Here is a 19,150-nt window from a genome sequence, read left to right on the forward strand (position 1 = left end):
GAGACCTCCATTAGAAGAAACCGCTTCACCGAATGTCAAGACATACTGGTTCACCATCGTCGTTCAGGATCTATTGAATACAATTCCGGAGTCTGGGCTCGTCTAACGCTTTGTGAAGCTAGACGGAAGAATCGTTGCTTGAGTTGAGTTCCTCTCGAATTATCACCCACCGCTCGGCTAGAATTGTACCGAGTGATGTACCCCGGAGCGGCTAACCGAACCTTTTCTGCTTTGGGAACGTACGCCGTTTATTTGGACGGATCGCAGCGACTCGGGTAAGGCCTTACGGCGAATTGTGGGGTCTTGACGCGAGCGGTATGGTCGTCGGAGGTTTCGCCTTGTTTGCCGGACCTATCATCGCTCGTGAAGTATTGACGGCCCCACGGCCGCTCCGATTTTACGTGGCCCGAGCCGCATACGTCGGGCTCCTTTTCATCCTGATGTGGACCGCGTGGCAGTCGCAGGTCGGACTCGCGGAGGTTTCCGAGATTGGAATTATCGCCTATTTCGGGCACATGCTCTTTCGCTTGTTCGTACTTTTCCAGTTGACATTGATGCTATTCTTCGCACCGCTTTCTGCCGCTACCGCAGTCGCCCATGAAAAGGATCGTCGTACATTTGTTCTTTTGTTAATGACCGATCTGAGCGATATCGAGATCATCCTCGGAAAGCTGGCAGCGAGCCTCCTCCAGATCCTGACGTTGCTGGCCACGGCAGCGCCGGTCTTCTTCCTATGCCTGCTATTGGGCGGGATATCTCCGGGTCAAATCCTGGACGTCGTTGGTGTCACGGCTGCCGCGGGACTCCTGGGCGGATCACTCGGACTTTTGGTCGCTCTCGGCCGAGATCGGACATTCCAGTCGCTCGCTCTGACCGTACTCACGATTGTGCTGGCCCTCGCGGGGATCGAGGCCTTCTCAGCGGCACTTCCCAATTTGAAGATCCTCGGGGTTCCGGTCGCTGATGCCCTCGATCCCTATCGGACAGTTCTGACCGTGATCGATCCGGTCCCTGCTTCGTCGAAGGCCCTCAGTCCCGGTGTGGTCTTCATGTTGGCGGCGTCGAGTCTCTCCGTCCTCCTTTTGGCCTTCAGCACGAAAATGCTTCGGGTCTGGAATCCAGGTCGGAACGAACCTCGCGAGCAACGCGAGGGAGCCGATGTGGATGTCGCTGAGGAACTGATCCAGATTGGCGAAAAATCGGCCCCGCTGGCCGTCAGTTTCGACGCTCAGACATTGTCCATGGCGCGATCTGGAGGGACCGCAACGATCGAAGCGACTCGGGCCTCGAGCGAAGTTTCCATCGAGGATGCAAATTCATCAACCGGGCTGCATGTTCCGCGCCGAGCCCATCAGAGGATCACCCGAGGGCCGGGCCGATATCGGAAGCCCTGGACCAATCCTGTCCTGTGGCGCGAGTTGATGACTCGAGCCTACGGGACAAAGCCACTCATCATCAAAGCGGCATATATTCTAGCTTTTGCACTGGGTGTGCTATTCGTCCATACCGCACCAGATCCGGGATCGATGGCGTCTCGACAGAGCTGGACTTTGATCCTGCTGGGAATCCTCAGCCTCATCTTGATCAACGCTCAGGGAGTAACCGCCCTGACCAGCGAACGAGACACAGGGGCTCTCGATCTACTACTCGTGACAGAGCTTTCCCCCAAGCAATTCATCTATGGGAAGCTTTACGGGGTACTCTACAACACCAAGGAGATGGTCCTTCTGCCGGTCTTCCTCACAATCTGGTTTGCGATCTACGGATTGATGAGCGTCGAGAATGCCACTTATGCCATTATCGACGGACTCCTGCTTGCCCACTTCTCTGCCATGCTCGGGCTGCATTCGGCGATTACGTATACGAACAGCAGAACGGCGGTTGCCAGTAGCTTAGGTACGATCTTTTTCCTGATGATTGGGATCGGCATCTGTGCTTGGTTGATCCTTCTGAGCGACCGTCAGTTTGCCCGCCAGTTGCTCAGTTTCATGATCTTCATCGGGGCTGGGAGCGTGGCTCTATTCGGCTCCCTGGGAGCCAAAAATCCGTCCAGGGCAATTGCATTGGTAGCTTTGCTGACACCATTCTGGTCGTTTTATTGCGTGATCAGCTTGTTGAATCGAGACGTATTAGCCGCTTTCCTCTTCAGCATCGGAATCTACGGCTTCGCCCTCCTCGCCATGCTTGTACCTGCCGTGAGCGACTTCGATATTGCTCTCGGAAGGACCAGCGCGATCCAGGGGTGATCGATTCCCTGACCAACTTCGACTCGGATTAGGGGAACCGCTAGTTAGCGAATGAGGTCCGGATCATTTCGAAGATCGCTGGTCCGTTATCGAGAATTTAACCGGTCGGCCGAGGAAGTGATGAAGATTCTGGCCATCAGCGGTAGCCTACATTCTCGTTCTTCCAACACCGCCCTTCTTCGCGCTGCCTTGGATATGGCGAGCAATGGAGTCGAAGTGGAACTCTCTCCATCTCTCGGCCTACTTCCCCACTTCAATCCGGAACTCGACGGACAGCATGCTCCATCGCCTGTTGTCGAGTTTCGAACTCGCATCAAAGAGTGCGTTGGCATCCTCATCGCCACTCCCGAGTATGCCCACGGAGTTCCGGGAGTGTTAAAGAATGCTCTCGATTGGATCGTTAGTTCGGGCGAGCTGATGAGAAAGCCGGTCGGATTGATGAGTTCGTCGCCAAATGCTACGGGTGGTCTGAGGGCACAACTGGCGCTCATTCCTACCTTGTTGGTCATGGATGCTCTTGTTGTCGCCCAACGAACGATCCAGATAGTTCGTAAGGATCTGGATACCAACGGCAGGATCAACAATTCGCGAACGATCGAGCAGGTCGCCGAGGTGGTTCGCGCCTTGATTGAGTCATCGATCGAGAAATGAAGGTCCCAAAAGTTAAATCCGCCGGGTTCGGCTTTTGACCAAACCCGGCGGGCTCTTGTGGAATCGGCAAGACTAACCGACGGTTAGTTGTTAGCTTCAGCACGAACAGGGGCGGCCGCCAGAACCTTGCGACCGAGGCTCAGATAGTCGCCCACGATATTCAACACCTCATCGTTGTAAAAATTCGGTTCCCAAGCTTTGGCCTCCGAGGCTTTCTTCCGAGTACCCTTGGTCTTGGCCTTCGCCTCGTCCTTGGTTTCGTCTTCGGAAACCGTTTCAGCCCGGAACTTGACTTCGTTCAGCGAGATCGCGTGACGGGCTTTTCGCTCGATAATCTTCTGGATCGCAGCTTCCCGCTTCTGGAACTTCTCATTCTCAGACCGACGCTTCTCAGACAATGCCACCAGTCGGGTCACTAGATCGGCCGGGACGCGGTTATACATGTCGTGGGGCCGATCGGCGACGTGGTCGAATTTCAGGGCATTGTCCATCTTCCCCTCGCCAAAGTCAGCTTGATCGAAGATCGAGGGAATGTGGATGTCGGGCTCAACACCCCGTATCTGGGTGCTGTCTCCATTGACCCGATAAAATTGCTGGATCGTCAGTTTCAGGGCTCCCATGCTGGGGACCTTGGCCCGACTGGCGAACCTCTCGGAAATCGGCATGATGCTCTGGACCGTGCCCTTACCGAAGGTGCTGGAGTCGCCGATAATCAGCCCACGACCATAGTCCTTGATTACGCCGGCAAAGATCTCGGAGGCGCTGGCACTCTGACGATCGATCAGAAGGACAAACGGCCCATCCCAGGCGGTTCCTGCTTCGTCATCAGGGAGGACCGTGACTCCGGACGCTTCTCTAACCTGGACGACTGGTCCTTTATCGATGAACAGGCCGGAGAGCGAGATTGCCTCGTTCAATAGACCTCCTCCGTTGCCCCGGAGGTCCATCATCACGGCGTCGACCCCCTGCTCTTTGAAGCCTTCGATCAACTTGCGGCAATCGTTGGTACAACTGACCGCGTCGGCCTCACCCTTCAGGACGGCCTGAGTATCACCGTAGAACGCGGGAAGGCTGATCACGCCGATCTTGAGCGTCTTATCATCGACCTTGCTCTCGATCACCTGTCCCTTGGCATGAGACTCACTGAGTTCGACCTTGGCTCGAACCAGTTCGACGACCTTTTTGTCCTTGGAATCCTGGGACTGAATAATAAGCTTGACATGGGTGCCGGCATCACCACGGATGTAGCGGACCACATCCCTGAGCCGCTGCTCGACAAAATCCCGCTCCGTGCCATCATCGTTCTTGATTCCGAGGATCTTGTCTTCCGGCTGGAGCGTTCCATCCTTCTCGGCTGGCCCCCCAGGGATCAACTCCTTGATCACCGCGAAGCCATCCTCTGACTGTAATGAGGCACCAATACCGGTGAGCGAAAGTTGGAGTGATTGCTGGATCAAGTCTTCCAGCGAATCTTTACTCATATAAGTAGTATGAGGGTCGAAGGTCCGGCTCAGGCTGCTGAGATAAAATTCGAGCAAATCCGAGGCGTTGAACTGGTGAACCATCCGATTCCTGTCGCGATACTTACTCGCGAGTTTCTTGATCGCATCGTCCTCGTTCTCCCCATCGACCTTCGCCTGGAGCAGCTCCAGCTTGATCCGTTGTCGCATTCTCTCTCGGGCTTCGTCTTCGTTCTTCGGGTAATCGAGCGCTTCGGGATCATCCGTCATCGACTCATCGATGTTGAAGTCCGGCTTGATCTTGAGGAGTTCCTGAACCATCGCGAGACGCTCGTCGGACCGCTTCAGAAACCGGTCGAAGACGAGTTTTGCGAAATCGAGATTACCTTCTCGAATCTTGTCATCGAGGGTAGTGGCTTGTGGAAGAAATTCCTCGGCGTCCGACTTCAGGAAATAGTACTTTTGCGGGTCGAGATCTTTCAGGAAAGTTTTGCACCATTTGATTGCGGTGTCGTCATCAATCTTTGGCTTGGCCATGTGACTCCGTTCGAGGAGCCCGACGACGATCTTGGCCGTTTTCTCATCTTCGGGGGTAGGCACTGGCGCGGGTGCCTGGGCACCCACAAACAGAGCCACGACTCCCAGGAGCCCGAACGCCGCCATCGGACGCAACACGGATCGGGGCATAACTTTGGGATCCCGTGGTTCGAGTTTCTTCGGTCGGGAAAGCCGCATGGCCACACACAGTTATCATAATCCAACCGACAAAATCCGGCAAGGTCGCCATGATGAGGGAGGGGCGATCCTGGGGAGTCGATTGGTTTCTATTCTACGAAGTTGATCATAAACTGTGCGGGGGTCGGTCCCATTCCACCAGTAGAGGTGCCATCATGGACTGCGGGCTGGTCGCCGCCCCGACCTGTACCGGCATCGGAACAAAGTGGAGCCAAAAGGTTAGCGATTTGCTACCTGGGGGAGGTGTGGTCTTAGGCAATGCATATTTCCGGAGTATTCGTGTTCGGCCGTTTGCCTCGACCGAGATCAGGTCCCGGGCCCCGGAGTTCCCAAATTGGGCGATTCCCAAAGCCGAGCATCGACGATTGTCCATGACATGGGCCCAACCTTCGGGAGACTGGGGCGATTGGGCGGTCGAAGTCGCTAAGATGTCAGGAGCGGAACCTCTTCCTTTACGGACAATCCAGGAGGTCCGATCGGGGTTGCCGATGGCCAGCTCAGCGGTCATCTCCATTCGTTCGTCATCTTTAATTTGGCCGTAGACGGTGGACCCGGCACCGAGATCGACCAGAGTTGGCGACCCCTCAATCTTCAAATCGAGGTCGAATTGCAACCCCTCGACTTTTCCGCCAGGATCATCGATGGTCGCGATCACCTCGATCCAGGATTTCGAGCTTGGGATCGTTAATTCGAGTCGGATTTTCGAGGAATCGGACCAGCTCTGGACGGATCGGAAACCAACGGCCATCGGTCCATGTCGAGTCACTTCGATGATGGACTGGCCGGATTCAGGGGAACTCGGCGGTTTTAGCACTCCATTTGTCAGAATTCGGAGACCGCCGGCGAGTTCGTCCAGGAAAGGGAGTCGGGCAGAGCCGACAGATCGAAGAAAATTGGTCGAGGAACGATCGATTTCGAAGGTCGTGGTTCCTCCGAGGATGACCAGATAATGCCCGTCCCTCTCCTGAAGACTCAAACCGTCCTTAGGTTCAGGGCCAGGCTCGATCTCCCTCCCGAATAGTACCTGATATTGTCCGACTTCGAGAGGTTCGGGACTGGCGATGAAATCGAGATGTGTTTCGTCCCGTCCTGTTGCTCCTTTTACCACTCGAAACTGAGCTGGTATCGATCGCCCATTACGGAGGAGTCGGAAATTTCGGCCCTCAAAGGCGTCGGGGATGATTGTATGGACGGGAAAGCCGAATCGTCGAAGTCCCGCCATTTCGATCAATCGAAAAGCTCTCACCGATCGAACTGGTTGTTGTGCCAATCCTAAAGCGACGGGGCTCGCCATGGCCACCAGTCCAGCTCTCAAAGCGGCACGTCGACCGAGTTGGTTTCCCATGAGACTTTCCCCGGATGATATTACATATCGACGATCGCGAGTGTGATTAGGCCGCTCCTGCTTCGATATTGATTCGTGGGCGAGCGGTCGATCCTGGCGATGGCTCGTACTTTCTCCGTCCTTCGGCCTAAATCACCTGCTGCATGTTAAACTTCGGTTGACCTACCTCGGTGATGGATCTTCCTTATTGAGGAGCGGAAAAACAGGATGGGTCGTTAACATTCCTTCAAGATTAGAGGGCCGTTGGTCGATGATCATTCCGACACCAGGGATTCTCAACCACACCTCGACGCCGGAGCAATGAGGCATGAACGATCAAGCGGGCCCCGCTTGTGGCCTGAGCGTCCTGATCGTAGGGTTTTTTGCCGTACTGCTTCACGACAGGCCTCCTGCCCTGCCGCAACATCCCGGGGAACATCCGCCCCAAATCTCTGATAAATCGGCACCCTCGCAGTTAATTCCGAAGGCTCCGCTTGCAAGCCCACCCATGAAGTCGTCACTCGTTACGCCGGGACCAAAACCCGTCGTTGTCCCTGAACCGCTTCTTCGGTTCGAGCCTGTAACCGATAGCTCCGATGGAAGACCTCCTATCTTGTCCAGGGGCCTGGAGCCGAACATTCGAGCGTTAGTACCGACCGTTCTTGGATCCTCGATTTCTCCGGAAGATCGGCCCAAGGTTGGCGAATTCACGGTGGTCAAAGAGGGTGAAACTCTGGGTGAAGTGGCATTCAGAGTCTATGGTTCCGGCAAATTCGCTGAGATCATCTGGAAAGCTAATCGAGATCAGCTCACCAGTCTTAACTCTCCCATCCTGCACGGATCCCTACTCAGGACGCCCCAGGTCAAGATTTCTGAGGACGAAGACGTGACTCTAGAGCGTCAAGCCTCGCGGTGACGTGATGGGATTCTTCGTCGCTGATGGTATGTTCTCCGAATCGGATTCGATAGAAGGCATCCACGACCAGGGGAGGGACATCGGAAACCGCCTCGGCCCCCGATCCATGTCCCGATAGGTAGATGGCCGCGCGTCGTGCAAACTCGCGAGGTGTCTCGGCAGGTGGTCGCTCGAGTCCATATCCTGCTAGTAAATGGAGCAGACGTCGATAGAAGACGATCCCTGCCGAATCGCTGGATTCCGAAGACTTTGATCCGGAAATTCGCCGGATCAACCACCGAATGCTCCAGTTGGCCAGCCGAGCGATCGCGACGAGTAGAAGCAAGGCGAGGAAGCTAACCACGAAGCCACGGAGGCTGAAGAAGCTTTCAACGCTCGGGAAGTGGAGCCAACCGCGGATAGCTTCTCCCATGATGGAAAAGCCATTCCTCGCTTCGACGATCAGCGATCGAATCGGTCCATAGAGAAATCGGGACTGACGTTCGGAATTGAATCCGACGATGTAGAAAACCCAGACATAGCGAATGAAGTCGGTTATCTGTCGAAAATTTCCGGCCAATCCGCCGACGCGTGCGACCGATTGCGACCTCTGATCAGCGGGCGTCGGGTCGAGGGTCAACCAGGTAGGCTGGATTTCGTAACTCGATTTGTTCCGCGTCCGACCGACCAGAGCCTCGACCCAACTGTGCGCGTGCTTCTGACGGACGGTGATCACGCCGGCCATGGAATTGTAATCGCCACCCTGAAATCCATTGACCACCCGTGCGGGGATGTCGATCGATCGGAGCAGAAGTGTCAGGCTGCTAGCGAAATATTCGCAGTGACCGGCCTTACGATTCACGAGGAAGTCTTCAACCGGATCGAGTTTCGGGTCAGAAACACTCATTTGAAGGGTATATTGAAACTCGCCGGAATCGCGGAGCCATCCCTCGACCGCTTCGGCTCGTCGTTTCGCATCGTCGGCGGGGATATTCTTGACGACATTTTGAGCAATCGATCGGAGTCGTGGTTTCAGATCAGTCGGGAGTTCCAGTAGTCGGCCGAGATAGCTCGTCGAGGGATACTTCTCGCCCGGCTGGGCGATTTGGGAATCCGACGCCGAGGTGACTTGATAGTCGAAGCCGCTCGTTTTGGTGTCGGTGCGAATGAGCGATCCATCGGCTGCGCTAAGTTCGGGCGTGTAGCGAAGATCCGACGTCTCGGCTTCAAGGATCGGATGGAATGCGAAGAGGATCCGGCTGTCGGTCGGTTCGAGCTTGATGACCTGCCGGATCACGGGCGATTCGGACCAGCGGTCACCCATGCTGAGCGGATATGTCTTGACCGGCTCGCGAACCCGACGCCATCCTCGCTTTTCGTAAACCTCCATGCTGACACCTCGCCAGCGCATTTCGGCCTCTGGAGCCGGCAGCCGAGCCCAGCTCCGATCGAATAACTCAACACTCATGACGACGCTATCATTTTCCAGGATCTCCCCGAGTTGCCCCAGCTGAACCTCGTCGTCGAAGCCGCTGAGGTGTTTGCCGACTGCACCTCCACTCTGTGACGAACCCATCGATGATCGTCGAGGCATGGCGAGGAAGATAAGGCCGCCAAGGGCCAAGGTGGTCGCGGCGACTCGAGCGGTTGCGAAGAGGAAAGGCGGGTCGATCAGGCCTCGATAAGGCTCGGTCCGGTCGATCAACTCGGCCGAGGATGCCACCGAGGCTGCATTCATGCGTAGGGCATCGCGATGGAGTGCGAAAAGGGTGAGGACCCAAAGCGAGAGCAATGACCAGCCAAACAGGGCCATTCCGACCTTATCGCTCTGGCTCATCACCCCTCCAACGAGGACCTGCACCAATCCCAGCAGGAAGAGAAACCAGTCGTCCTCTACAGTCTTCGGCAAGAAAATTTTGATGATCTGGAGATAGACCAGCCAGTGGGCCGCCGCGAGAAGCAGTAAATTATTGTCGTGCTTGTATTCGGCATAGCTCAATCCGGCCGACGCCATGGCCAGCAGGCTGGCGACATTTCGAGAAGGGGCCAATCTTGGATTTCGATCCACGGTCAGGAACGCGATGACCGAGGCGCAGATTACTGCCGGAGGGAATAGGATGGAGAGGGGACTATCCGCTGCCGCATCGATGCTTAAAACAAGCGTCGCGAACGTCAACATCAGATAGAAGCTGGCTCGATAGATCGCGACGAATTTCATCCGATCACCCTCGGGGCTTCGCTCGCCTCGACGCCTTTCGCGGCCTCGAATTGCTCTCGTTGGTCCATGGACCTCGTCGGCCGATCTTCGTTCGGACCTTGATTTTCGCTGCCATCCGAAATCGATTGCCGACGAATCGGGGCACTGCGGGATTTCTGCTTGCCGAACGTGATGAGTCCGTCCAACTCACCTTTAGACACGTCGATGATCGTCGCGCGACCCATGAGGCCGCGGAGCGAGGCCACCGAGAGTCGGCCCGATCGTTCGGCCTCTTCCATGAGATTGATCGGGCGAGTCGAGACCACGATGATCATGGCCTCACGCAATGTCGATGGTGGGATCATGTCAAGGAGCGAGGAGAAATCTCGCTCGGTCGATGGCCTGACCATCGCGAGTTGTTCGAGGAGTTCATGGAGTAGCTTGACGGAAGCGGGGCCTTGCCGAATACTCGGGGTCGATCCGGTCCATCCTAGCAAGAGCCGGCGGCCGGGGTGTCGACAAGTCTCGAGGCAGACCGTAGCAACGAATTTGATGGCGTCTTCCATCGCCTCTCGTTGCTCGGGCGTCACTTTAGTCCGGGGAATCCAGGGGTCCAAAAGGATCCCGAGGTCCTGCTCGTGCTGTTGCTCGAATTCCTTGACCATCGGCTGGCCAAGCCGGGCCGTGGTTCTCCAGTGGATCCAACGGGGGCTATCGCCGGGTCGGTAGTCGCGGAGGCCGTGATACTCTTGTTGTTGAGTCGAACGGTCGTGCCGAGACCCTCGACGCGTCTCACTGGCCTCCTGGTTTATATGCTGCCACCGACGGCTGAGATGACCAACTTCCGGATAGACCATCAACTCGTCGGAGTCGCCGATCGCCACCCGGCGTTCTAGCAATCCGAAGGGAGATCGGCTGGAGAGGTCGAGATTTCGGAGTAGGTAATTGCCTCGTCGGGGTGCCACCCCCTGCCATCGAACCCGAGCCCTGGATCGGCCCGCAACTCTGGGGAAGAAAACGGTGGGGAAGACGCTCGATGTTCCCGAGACCGTTCGATCAACCGAAGTCATCTCATCGGTCAGCACCAGAGCGAGTGCCGCAGTCCAGCGACGGTCATTCTCCAGGGTGTAATCGATCGCCAGAGGGTCGCCAGAGAACGCATAGGGCGGCACTCTCCTGGCGATCCTGAGTCGTCGGAGCATCGAGGCACTGACGAAGATCGACCCGACCATCGGGCCCGCCGCCAGTCCTGCGATTAGTAGTATGAGGTTGATCTGCTGTTGCAGGCCTGTGAGAAGAAGCCCGATCCAGACGAAGAAATAGACAGCACCCTCGCGGGTCCATCGGAGTTTCTGGTTCGGCCAGAGGCTGCGGACGACCCAGCGCATGAGACGATGGATCGGTTTCCTGCCGTCGGGCATGACTTGAGGTTCCTGCTCTCGATGGTGAATATTCGGCCCGTCGAGCGTGATCAGGATCAGGAGGGTATACGGAGGCGCTCGACGATATCGCGGATGATCGCCTCGGAAGCCCCGAACTCACCCGCCTGGAGGAACGATTTTCCAACGACCCTGTGGGCAAGCACGGGGACGGCGAGCGACTTGATATCGTCGGGGACGACATAGTCGCGCCCCGAGACCAAGGCCAGTCCCTGGGCAGCCCGATAAAAGGTCAGTGCTCCTCGGGTACTGACGCCGACGTGAAGTTCCTCTCCCTCTCGGGTCGCGTGGACGATATCGAGAAGATATTCGGCCATCGCATCGTCGACTCGGACCTTCCGGACCGCCATCTGTAGTCGTCGGACATCGTGCCCGGTGATGACCGGACGGAGCGTTTCGACGGGCTCGCCACTCCTGTGTGTCACGAGGAGCCGTCGCTCTTCGGACCGAACCGGGTATCCCATCTGGAGCCGGATCATGAAACGATCGAGCTGACTTTCCGGGAGGACGTACGTTCCTTCAAATTCGTAAGGGTTCTGGGTCGCGATGACCAGGAACGGGGGCGGAAGGATGTGGGTCTTCCCTTCGACGGAAATTTGACCCTCGCTCATGGCTTCTAGCAAGGCACTTTGAGTCCGAGGCGTCGTCCGATTGACTTCGTCGGCGAGAATCACGTTGGCGAAAATTGGACCCGGCTTGAACGTGAAATCGCCCGAGGCCGTATTATAAACGCTCGACCCCAGGATGTCTGAAGGGAGCAGGTCGGGGGTGAACTGAAGTCTTCGGAACGAGCAATCAATACTGGCTGCCAGGGCCCGAGCCAGGAGAGTCTTACCCACACCTGGCACGTCTTCGACCAGGACATGACCCTCGGCAAGGAGTGCCACGACCGCGAGCTTGATAACTTCAGGCTTCCCCAGGACAACCGACCCAACGTTGTCGAGTAGCCGATTTAGTAGAGTCGAGAGGTCAGCCGTGTCGGGATCGGTCCCCTCGACCAGTAGCGGAGAATTCATGCATGGTCCTTCGAGACAGACAAGTGACTGCCGAATCCGGACACGGCTCCGGGAGGATTATAGGAAATCAGGATACACTTTCCAACCGTCCACGACGACTAAGAGATGAGAGCATGACGTTTGGGTGTCCTCCTCGGGTCGATTCTGTTAGATTGCTCGGTCGAAGGCTTGAGCCTCATCGCGATCCCTGAGATTTAGCTCGGGATTGCGTTGACTCATTCGTATCGAGCCCGAGGGAGGCGTGATCGATGGCTGAGCCCGCCTTCGAAATCATTTTGTTAGCCGACCGTCTTGACGCGCCGGATGACCTCCGAACGATACGGGGATTGCTGGAACGGTTGGGGGCTCGAGGTCATCCCACGCGGGTAATTTGCGTCTCGGCTGTTCCCGATCACGGGATCGCGGTCCTGACGGAGTGCCCAGGTCTTTTACGTCGATGGCAACTTCCCTGGGCCACGAGGGGGCTCGACCTCGGGAATGACGGCGGCCGATACCGCCTACTTCATGTTCTGGGTGCGGGGATGTCCGACGCTGGGCTCGCCATTGCAGAGCGCTGGCGTCTCCCCTACTTGCTAACGATCGACGAATTTCCCGGGCACGACGATCGGCTCCGAATGAGTCGGGCCTGGTGTCGTGGGATCGTCTCGACCAACCCGGAACTATCAGAGTCGTTAATCAAAGATTACGGGATCCCGGTCCGGCTGATCCACAACATCCCTCGAGGGGTCCCTGAGCCCTCCGGACCGGGCGGGCCGCCACGGTCGGGCCGTGTGCCGGTTGTGGGGGCCGCTGGTCCTCTGATCGCCGCATCCGGATATCCGGTGTTCTTGAATGCAGCCCGGAAAGTTGTCGATTCCGGAATCGATGCGGAATTCTTGATTGCTGGTGAGGGGGATGATGAGGCAGAGTTGAGGAGACGAGCCGAGCGACTTCGGATCGCAGACCGTCTGACCTTTGCCGATGATCTGACAGTGGGATTGACCTTCTGGGACGCTCTCGACGTCTTCTGTCAGACCTCGGTCGCTCCCACGACCGGACGTTCGCTCGATCTGGCCATGGCACACGGCGTACCGTCAGTTGCATCCGATGTTGAAGGATTGAGGGGCCGGATCCGTGATGGGGCGACGGGGATTCAAGTCCCCGCGGGTGACTCTACGGCCCTGGCTAGGGCGATCGCCGGGCTCCTATCCGACACCGATCGGGCTGGCCGGATCGGGGAGGCAGGGCGTATGTCGATCTCATCGGACCACCACCCCGACAATGAGGCCGATCGGCTGCTTGCCCTTTACCAGCAAGTCGTGGCCAGAGGGTGCGAGCCGATCGAGGTCCTTTCCGATCATGAGATCGAGCTTGGTATGAGCCGGCCCGGAGGACTGGCCAGATCCGCTCCCGGCGTCGTCGCCGATTCTTGAGCTTTCAGGCGGGCCTCGTACACGTTCGCCCACGCCAGGAAATCGTAGAACGATAGTAGAGCACAGAACACCAAACCGGGGCGGCCGTCGAGGAAGCCGAGTCGAAAGACATAGGAATAGAGAAATCGAACGACCGGTCGCATCGGAAGTCGAAGGTAGATCTTCTTCAGGATTCGTTTGAAACGCTTACCTTTACCGATTGTCGGAGGAATCGGCTCGCGGATGAATCGCTCGAACATCGCGGCTTCCCAGACGGCATATCGGTTGTGCTTCTCGACCCAGACGGCGATTGATGGGTAGGCATGATGGTCGAGTTCGTGATGGAGCCGAAGCACTCGGCCCTGCAACTCGACGTGCTCATGGGCTTCATTGTCTCCGGTCTTCGTGCCGGGCTCGACGGGCATACGCTCGTATCGACCGAGTCGATGCTTGAAGAGGCGGAGGTTCCAGGCCTCTGCATAGCCGCAGTGTCGGATTCTTCGACCGAGGAAGAAATATTTCATATTCAGATAGAAGCCGTCGGCCTCATCGGCCACAGTTCTCCGAGCGATCTCCTCGGCCAGTTCGGGGATGACCACCTCGTCGGCGTCAACGATGAGGACCCATTCATTCCGAAACGGCAGGTTTTCGAGCGCCCAGTTTTTTTTCTTGGGGTAGATGCCGTTGAAATGGAACTGAACGACATTCGCCCCATGTTCAGCCGCGACGAGCGCCGTACTGTCGGAACTCTGGCTATCGACCACGAAAACCTCGTCGGCCCAAGCCAGAGCCGATAAGCATCGGCCGAGGTTCTCGCCCTCATTCTTGACCGGGACGATGACACTGATTGGGGCGAGTCGGGATCGTTCCATGACGTGCCTCTGTAGCTCCTTCAAAGTCCCCGGGCCTCTTCGACAGCATCGGGAACCGGACCGCCGCCGGCAACCCACCGATACACCGAGGCGAGCCGGTCGGCCTGACGGTCCCAGGTATATTGACGTTCGACGAGATCACGACCTCGATGCGCAAGCTGCTCGCGATCGGTATCCGAACGGTCGAGCAGATCCCGGAGGCCTCCGGTCACGCCTTCGGAGGTCGGTTCGACCACGATCCCGCCTTCGGCTCGAGTTAGCTCAGGAAAGTGACAGGCCGTGGTGACGAGGACCGGGAGTCGGCAGGCCAGGGCCTCGAGAATCGCCATGCTAAATCCTTCGCTGAAGCTAGGGAGTGCGAAGGCATTGGCGGCAGCCCAGACCTTGCGGCCACGTTCTCCCGAGACGTGACCCAGAACCGTGACCCGATCGGTGAGGCCGTTTGCCCTGGTACGCTCCAGGAACGGTGTCAGTGCACCGTCATCATTTCCTGCGAGGAGGATGTGAACTTCGGGATGGTCGCGGGCCACGGATTCGAGTGCATCGGCCAGGAGTTGGAGACCCTTCTTGAGGTGCAATCTCCCATAGAAGAGGACGATGAATTTGCCCTTTAGTTCAGGGAACTCGGCTTCCAGCTCCGACCTGGGAGGGAGGTTGTCGAACGGACGGAGCTCGACCCCATTGGGCACCAGTGCGATGGGTGTTTTAGGAGCGATGGCCCGAAGGTGGCTGATCTCGGGCCGTGCGAGAGCATGGAGACACGAGGCCCGCCGAAGGTTTCTCCCTTCCACCAACGCCGTGTAAACCTTTTTCTTGAAGGCTTTATGCCGCAGAGCCCAGGGTTCGGCCATCCCATGGGCAGCGACGAGATACGGCACATCGGCCAGTCGGGCGGTCCGACAACCAAGGCGAGTGTGTCCTTGCCAGAGTCCATGGAAGTGGACGACTTCGGCCGAACGAATCGAGCGATCTAGGTCGGTCTCGGGTCCGAGGAGTTGGACTCGGTCGGGGATCAAGGTGCCGTCGAGCCGCGAAGGCGTTGGGGTGACGATCTGGATTGGTTCCCCTCGACGCGCAAGCGCACCGGTCATCCCCAGGATACTCGGGACCATCCCACCGTCTCGTCGCGGGTCGAGCCCGTTGCAGCAGTGAATCCAACCGGTCGACCGATCGACTTCGTTATCGTGACCCGTCTCCGAAACTCGTTCAACGACCCGACTCATGCTCGGACTCCTCCGGTTCCGGTGAGTATTTTCGGTCGGCGATTAAGCCTGTCATTGACGGATCCCATTGGATGATTCGCCTTTTCGATCGCCTCGGCCATCCCGCTGGCGAACCGCTCGGGTCCCCACTCACGGACCACTTTCGAAGATCGCCGGCCCATCTCCGCCCGTTTTCTTTCAGGAAGCTTAGCCATCCAGCCGAGCGAGGCTCCAATCTCTTCCTCGTCGAATGGGTCGAATCTCCGACCGGTGATTCCTTCGGGCGAAGGCACCAGGGTCTCTACGCAACCCGCGCGGTTCGAGACGAGGAGTGGCAGGCCACAAGCGGCCGCCTCATTCACGACCAGGCCCCAGGGCTCCATGAAACTCGGATGGACGAATGCCGAGGCATGGGCCAACCAGGGAGCCTGCTCCTCGACTTGCAGGAAGCCAGGCCGGTGAATCGAGTTGGCAAATCCGCTCGATTGTATGGCCTCATCGACCTCGGATTCGGCTGGCCCGGCGCCGCAGAGGACAAGATCCCAGGCACCTTCGGGAGAGACCCCGGCCCGATATCTGGCGAACGCTCGAACGAGCCTCACCAGGTTCTTCTCCGCTACGAATCGATTCACCGCCAGGAAATAAGGTGACGCCGGTAAGCCTCGCCGCGATTCTGGATCCTGGCGGGCGGCTTCGGCCCGTTTTGCGAAAGCCAGGTTGTCCACCGCATTGTAACCCATCGCGATCCGCGATTCGGGGAGACCCAGACTCACCAGGTAATCTCGGTGTCGGGGCCCTCCCACGAGTCCGGCCGAGAAGCAAGAGACCCTCCTTCGCTTGATGGCCTCCTTCCACCAGGTTCGGGGATGATCGATCTCCTGGCTCTCCGACAGGAGTATGGTCGGCCGACCAATTCGCCTGGCCCAATTGAGGGCGGCCATCGACTCGGTCCGTGAATAACCGACGATTCCTACGAAGTCAGGTCGATCGCGATCCAGGGCTCGTTTCATCTCTCGGGAGCATTCCAGCGATGAGATCTCTTCCAGATCCCTGCCGGGGAAGAGCGTAATCCACTCGAATGACTTACCGCCGGACTCCCGGGTCCACGGGTATCTCTGCTCTCGGCCGGCAATCTCGTAGGCGATCAGTCGATCGCCCGACTCGTGGAGGAGGTCGGCAAGAGCCGAGAGTCGAGCCAGGTGATAGGGTCCGAAATTGGTGAAACAGACCGATACCTTGCTCATGAGGGCTCAGAACCTCCGAATTTATTGACAAACCAGAGCAGGAGTAGCGTGGGCAATGTGGTGAATCCGAAGTTGTAATAAAACCAGTTGCATGGATCGTCGTTTACCGTCATGAACCAGGCGTTGTAATAGAAGAGAGACCAGGCGGCCTGGGCCCAAGGAGAGTCGGCATGGAGCCTGTAAAATCGATAAGTCGTGCCGAGGAAAGCGGCGATGATCGTCAGGACGATCAATGTCGCGGTCGATCCGCCGTTGAGTTGGGTTGCACCAAGAATCCCGATCGCTGGTCCCGTGAAGTTTTCCTTCCGCTCCTTCTCAGAACCGGCCATCCAGGCGGAGATCCATTGGGCACGCCCATAGATCGGCTTCTCGGGCCAGACGAGTCGAGGGATGAATGTCGAGAAGATACGGAGGTAGTTTGCTCCATAATCATATTCCGACTTGATTGGGACCGTGTCCAGCATGAGGAGGTAACCGCCCCACTCCTCCGTCTCATACGAGACGACCTCATCCCCTTTCGTCTCATGTTCCTTGAGATTGACACTCTCGAGGATCGTGACAGGGTCGAACGTCGAGACGAAGTCGATGAATTTCGAGAATGATCCGTGAGTCTGATGTTGATTCGAGTAATACCGCCAACCGATCGAAATTCCTACCGCCATCGCACCGGTCATCGCGGTCGTTACGAGGATCGGAAATGAAGGTCGGCGGAATCTGGGGAGATAGAAGGAGCATACTCCCACCAGGACGGCCACCAGCGAGTGAGAACGCTTCCCATTGAACATCCAGATGATCAGATAAGCGATCACGACTCCAATTCCCGCCGCGGTGTAAACCGGCCTCGGCCTCGAGACCTGGCGACCCGTCACGATCAGGAGTACACCAGCAACGAGCATGACCAGCGGGAATGAGAGCATGAGAGCCGCCTCCGGAGAGGTGGTCTCAGTCGAGTCGTCCGACCCTCTGAGGACGATCCCGGAGCAGAGCAATCCCCATAAGACGAGGACAGGGCAGAGGAACTGGATCGGAGGGAGTGACCACTGCCTGGGAGGGCTCGGTAGGAGTTTCGCGAACGAACTCCACGGGCCGAGGTGATAGAGCGTAACGAACCAGGAAAGTGCCCAGAAGGCCCGGAGATTCGCGGTGGTGACCAGATCGGCCCCCCTGACGCTGATGGCCCACTCATGATACGAGATCGGCTGGATCACATAGAGCTGGAGATATCCGACGAAGAATAGCCAGATCGGGGCGAAGGGGTCGAATTTCCGGGAGAGTACATGGGCCGCGAAGGTACAAACCATGATTCCGGCAGTCAGGTATACATAAGTAATTTCATTCATGGGGTGGCTGTCCCCCAACCGTCCAGACTCCGACTGTCAACTGGTCGCAGCGAAACCGACGTCGTCCTATCCGAATATTTGAATTTGCCCTTCAGGGAAAGTAATGGTCGCTCGATCAGGTTCCACGAAGCCATCGCCAGGCCGAAACTGGCCAGAAGCTTGATCGCATCAACGATCCAGCCCTCGGGCGTCCCGAGCCGAGAGGCGAGCCCTTCCACGCCAGCAAAGACCATACAGTGGTAGAGATAAATCCCGTAACTCAGTTGGCCGAGTCCGACGAGTCGATGGTCTCGGAGTGGAGCCAGCAATCCCCGACCGGAATGGAGAACGACCAGCCCGATCAGGCTGAGGTACATGGTGTTGATGGCGAGCATTCGGAAACTCTGTGCCAGATTTTGGCTCGCGAAGCCGGGCCAAGCCCGCTCCAACATGGCGTAAGCTCTTCCTCCCCCGGCCAGGTAGGCGACCGAGACGATCCCGATACCAACCAGGATTTTCTCGACGGCTCGATCCGAGACCTGTCCCGATTCGATCCGAGCCATCAGGACCGCCAGCAAGCCGCCCAACGCTAATCCGTCGGATCGAGTCAGCAAAATCCAGGGTGAAAAGCCGATTGCACGGGACAGGACGGCCGCCACGATCAGTGCCAATCCGATGGGTACGACTCGCCTACGCCCGAATAGCATCAGAGCGGGGGGCCAGATCAGGTAGTACTGCTCCTCAACGGCAAGTGACCACGTATGGTTAAATCCGGGAGCAAATGGAGGATTTTCAGCGAACCAATAATTGGGAACGAACTGAGTATAAGTGAGAAAATATGGTAAAGCTTCGAGTCTGGCTCCCCCCTCGGCCAGGTAGTAGATTCCGGTGAATGCGAGCAAGCTCAAGTAATAGATGGGGAGGATTCGGAGTCCTCGACGAGCATAGAAGGTGGTGAGGAATCCGGGACGATCTAACTGATCGAGGATGATCGAGGTGATCAGGTATCCCGACATGACGAAGAACAAGTCGACGGCCGTTCCGAGGAAGCCATATTTCAGGAACCAGAGGTGATAGGCGACGATGGTCACGGCAGCCAGGCCGCGCAGGGCGTCGAGTTCGGGAATCCTTTTCATCGCATCCTCCTGTGTGTTCCCTC

At 57.5% G+C, this 19,150-nt stretch carries 13 protein-coding genes; 3 read left to right on the top strand and 10 right to left on the bottom strand.

Translation table 11 applies throughout. The annotated features are described in order from the left end of the window. The first annotated feature begins 338 nt into the window (after window positions 1-338). Entirely contained in the window at window positions 339-2,246 is a 1,908-nt protein-coding gene (locus P12x_RS19480; RefSeq protein WP_435006296.1) for an ABC transporter permease subunit, read from the top strand. 120 nt (window positions 2,247-2,366) lie between these two features. Beyond that, window positions 2,367-2,897, top strand: coding sequence for an NADPH-dependent FMN reductase (locus P12x_RS19485; protein ID WP_435006297.1), 531 nt, complete (start codon window positions 2,367-2,369; stop codon window positions 2,895-2,897). Between the two features lie 83 nt (window positions 2,898-2,980). Here the strand turns inward: P12x_RS19485 and P12x_RS19490 are convergent, their stop codons facing one another. From P12x_RS19490 to P12x_RS19510, 5 genes are all read right to left on the bottom strand, one after another. Next, a complete protein-coding gene (locus P12x_RS19490; protein WP_435006299.1) occupies window positions 2,981-5,044 on the bottom strand; it encodes a carboxy terminal-processing peptidase in 2,064 nt (687 codons plus the stop codon). A 154-nt stretch (window positions 5,045-5,198) separates the two neighbouring features. Then, window positions 5,199-6,437 carry a hypothetical protein gene (locus P12x_RS19495; protein ID WP_435006300.1) on the bottom strand — a complete coding sequence of 413 codons (1,239 nt, stop codon included), beginning with the start codon at window positions 6,435-6,437 and terminating at the stop codon, window positions 5,199-5,201. An 842-nt stretch (window positions 6,438-7,279) separates the two neighbouring features. Next, window positions 7,280-9,529, bottom strand: coding sequence for a transglutaminase TgpA family protein (locus P12x_RS19500; protein ID WP_435006301.1), 2,250 nt, complete (start codon window positions 9,527-9,529; stop codon window positions 7,280-7,282). Further along, window positions 9,526-10,929, bottom strand: coding sequence for a DUF58 domain-containing protein (locus P12x_RS19505; RefSeq protein ID WP_435006303.1), 1,404 nt, complete (start codon window positions 10,927-10,929; stop codon window positions 9,526-9,528). The genes P12x_RS19500 and P12x_RS19505 overlap by 4 nt, the downstream gene beginning before the upstream one ends. Before the next feature lie 56 nt (window positions 10,930-10,985). Then, on the bottom strand, window positions 10,986-11,963 hold the full coding sequence (locus P12x_RS19510) for an AAA family ATPase (RefSeq protein ID WP_435006305.1): 978 nt from the start codon (window positions 11,961-11,963) through the stop codon (window positions 10,986-10,988). A 614-nt stretch (window positions 11,964-12,577) separates the two neighbouring features. Between P12x_RS19510 and P12x_RS19515 the strand changes: the two genes are divergently transcribed. Then, window positions 12,578-13,375 (top strand): glycosyltransferase family 4 protein, encoded by a 798-nt coding sequence (locus P12x_RS19515; protein WP_435011695.1) that lies wholly within the window; start codon window positions 12,578-12,580, stop codon window positions 13,373-13,375. On the opposite strand, the gene P12x_RS19520 is transcribed toward P12x_RS19515, so the two are convergent. The 5 genes from P12x_RS19520 to P12x_RS19540 all read right to left on the bottom strand — a co-directional run bounded on the left by P12x_RS19520 (window position 13,300) and on the right by P12x_RS19540 (window position 19,127). Then, window positions 13,300-14,226: a glycosyltransferase family 2 protein gene (locus P12x_RS19520; protein ID WP_435006307.1), complete on the bottom strand. Its 927-nt coding sequence runs from the start codon at window positions 14,224-14,226 to the stop codon at window positions 13,300-13,302. The two genes, P12x_RS19515 and P12x_RS19520, sit on opposite strands and share 76 nt — an antisense overlap. A 20-nt stretch (window positions 14,227-14,246) precedes the next feature. Beyond that, window positions 14,247-15,338, bottom strand: a complete 1,092-nt coding sequence (locus tag P12x_RS19525) for a glycosyltransferase (RefSeq protein ID WP_435006309.1) — start codon at window positions 15,336-15,338, stop codon at window positions 14,247-14,249. A 107-nt stretch (window positions 15,339-15,445) separates the two neighbouring features. Beyond that, entirely contained in the window at window positions 15,446-16,672 is a 1,227-nt protein-coding gene (locus tag P12x_RS19530) for a glycosyltransferase family 4 protein (protein ID WP_435006310.1), read from the bottom strand. Then, window positions 16,669-18,012 carry a hypothetical protein gene (locus P12x_RS19535; RefSeq protein WP_435006311.1) on the bottom strand — a complete coding sequence of 448 codons (1,344 nt, stop codon included), beginning with the start codon at window positions 18,010-18,012 and terminating at the stop codon, window positions 16,669-16,671. The genes P12x_RS19530 and P12x_RS19535 overlap by 4 nt, the downstream gene beginning before the upstream one ends. Continuing rightward, a complete protein-coding gene (locus tag P12x_RS19540) occupies window positions 18,009-19,127 on the bottom strand; it encodes an acyltransferase family protein (protein WP_435006313.1) in 1,119 nt (372 codons plus the stop codon). The genes P12x_RS19535 and P12x_RS19540 overlap by 4 nt, the downstream gene beginning before the upstream one ends. Window positions 19,128-19,150 lie beyond the last annotated feature (23 nt).

Source organism: Tundrisphaera lichenicola, from assembly GCF_051175385.1.
GTDB classification, from domain to species: Bacteria; Planctomycetota; Planctomycetia; order Isosphaerales; family Isosphaeraceae; genus Tundrisphaera; species Tundrisphaera lichenicola.

Coding starts and splice junctions, on each gene's coding strand:
- P12x_RS19535 (WP_435006311.1), bottom strand. CDS start 18,012: ATGAATGAAATTACTTATGTATACCTGACTGCCGGAATCATGGTTTGT.
- P12x_RS19505 (WP_435006303.1), bottom strand. CDS start 10,929: ATGCCCGACGGCAGGAAACCGATCCATCGTCTCATGCGCTGGGTCGTC.
- P12x_RS19520 (WP_435006307.1), bottom strand. CDS start 14,226: ATGGAACGATCCCGACTCGCCCCAATCAGTGTCATCGTCCCGGTCAAG.
- P12x_RS19525 (WP_435006309.1), bottom strand. CDS start 15,338: ATGGTCCCGAGTATCCTGGGGATGACCGGTGCGCTTGCGCGTCGAGGG.
- P12x_RS19530 (WP_435006310.1), bottom strand. CDS start 16,672: ATGAGCAAGGTATCGGTCTGTTTCACCAATTTCGGACCCTATCACCTG.
- P12x_RS19495 (WP_435006300.1), bottom strand. CDS start 6,437: ATGGGAAACCAACTCGGTCGACGTGCCGCTTTGAGAGCTGGACTGGTG.
- P12x_RS19500 (WP_435006301.1), bottom strand. CDS start 9,529: ATGAAATTCGTCGCGATCTATCGAGCCAGCTTCTATCTGATGTTGACG.
- P12x_RS19540 (WP_435006313.1), bottom strand. CDS start 19,127: ATGAAAAGGATTCCCGAACTCGACGCCCTGCGCGGCCTGGCTGCCGTG.
- P12x_RS19485 (WP_435006297.1), top strand. CDS start 2,367: ATGAAGATTCTGGCCATCAGCGGTAGCCTACATTCTCGTTCTTCCAAC.
- P12x_RS19490 (WP_435006299.1), bottom strand. CDS start 5,044: ATGCCCCGATCCGTGTTGCGTCCGATGGCGGCGTTCGGGCTCCTGGGA.
- P12x_RS19515 (WP_435011695.1), top strand. CDS start 12,578: ATGAGTCGGGCCTGGTGTCGTGGGATCGTCTCGACCAACCCGGAACTA.
- P12x_RS19510 (WP_435006305.1), bottom strand. CDS start 11,963: ATGAATTCTCCGCTACTGGTCGAGGGGACCGATCCCGACACGGCTGAC.